The following is a 1,696-nucleotide window of genomic DNA, read 5'->3' as shown; positions in this document are numbered from 1 at the left end:
CCACAGGGTCAGGTGAGTAAGGTTATTCAACCTGACGGGCAAGAAACCCGTTACGAGTATGACAATCAAGGTCGTCTCATTCGCCAAACCAGCGGGGCAGGGCATACTACACAGTATGAGTATGACGACAAAGGCAGTTTAATTGCCGAACAACAAGGCAATCAGCGTATCAGGTTCCGTTATACCGAAAGCGGTTTAATCAGCAGTATGACCGACCCACTCGGCAACGAGACCCGCTACCATTACAATGCCGATAACCAACTTGCTGCCCAAACAGACTGTTCCAACAACCGCACGGAATGGCATTATACCCCGACAGGGCAAATCAGCCGTTTGATTGATGCGGCAGGCAATGAAACCCGCTATCGCTATGATAATCAACAACGGCTGACACAAATTGATTATCCGGACGGCAGTCAGGAGCAATTTAGCTACGACTCGGCAAATCGTCTTGCTATTTACACGGACGGCAACGGCAGCCAAACCGAGTACCGCTATGCGTTAGACGGCTTACCAACCCAACGGATTAACGCCTTGGGTAATGTGTTCCACTATCAATACGACCCGGCAAGACGGCTTTCAGCACTGGTGAATGAGAACCAAGCAAGCTACCGTTTCGAGTATGACGAGGGCGACCGTTTAATCGGCGAAAGCGGTTTTGACGGCAAATACACCCGCTACCACTACCAAAACGGCGACTTGGTTGAACAACAGGTCTCGGCGAGCCGTAACAGCCCGCCGCTGCGTACCCATTATTTTGAACGGGACAGCCTTGGCAGACTGATAGCCCATAAAGCCCAAGCAAGCGAAAGCACTCAACCCGATATGGTGGCAGAATACGGTTATGACAGCGAACACCGTCTCAACCTTGCCCGCAACAGTGAGAGCGAATTGCAATTTGAGTACGACCGTTTCGGACGGCTTATCAGCCAAAGTTGCAAAACGGCGGGCAAAACCGACCGCTTGCAATATCAGTATGACGCTAACGGCAACCGCACCCAAACCCGCCTGCCAAACGGTGAAACGCTCGATTACCTCTATTACGGCAGCGGGCATTTAAGTGCGATAAAACATAACGGCACGCTGATTAGCGAATTTGAACGGGATAAACTGCACCGGGAAATCCAACGCACGCAAGGTGCGCTGACAACCCGCTATGCGCTTGACCCGGTGGGGAAATTGACCGCCCAACTTAACGCGCAAATTGAACGCCGTTACCAATACGATAAGGCGGGAAATCTGACCCAAAGTCGGGATAACCTCACTAAAAACACACACTACGGCTACGATAAACTGGGTCGCTTAACCCAAGCAAAAAGCCCGTTGAGCCAAGAGACGTTTGCGTTCGACCCGGCACACAACATTATCGAACGGGAAGGGCAAAGACAGCAGGACAACAAGGTCAATCAATATCACGGTACGCATTATCGCTATGACGGTTTGGGCAATCTGGTTGAGCGTAAGCTGGCGAGTGGCGAAACGCAATATTACCGTTATGACCTGAACGACCAGCTTATTGAAGCGAAAATCATCAAAGCCAACGGTCAGGAAGCTATTTGGCACTACCGCTACGACCCACTGGGCAGACGGATTTGCAAGCGGTCGGCAACGCACGAAAATCTGCAAACGGATTTTGTGTGGGACGGCAACCCTTTAATCCAAGAACAGAGCGGAGAAAATCGCTACACCTACATTT

The 1,696-nt window shown here is 51.0% G+C and carries 1 pseudogene; it reads left to right on the top strand.

The annotated features are described in order from the left end of the window. Window positions 1–12: 12 nt before the first annotated feature. Window positions 13–1,696: pseudogene (locus RO21_RS11450) on the top strand (type VI secretion system tip protein TssI/VgrG); the annotation flags it as partial.

This window comes from Muribacter muris, assembly GCF_001038205.1.
Classification (GTDB): Bacteria; Pseudomonadota; Gammaproteobacteria; order Enterobacterales; family Pasteurellaceae; genus Muribacter; species Muribacter muris.
This window is presented reverse-complemented; position numbering and strand designations above follow the sequence as displayed.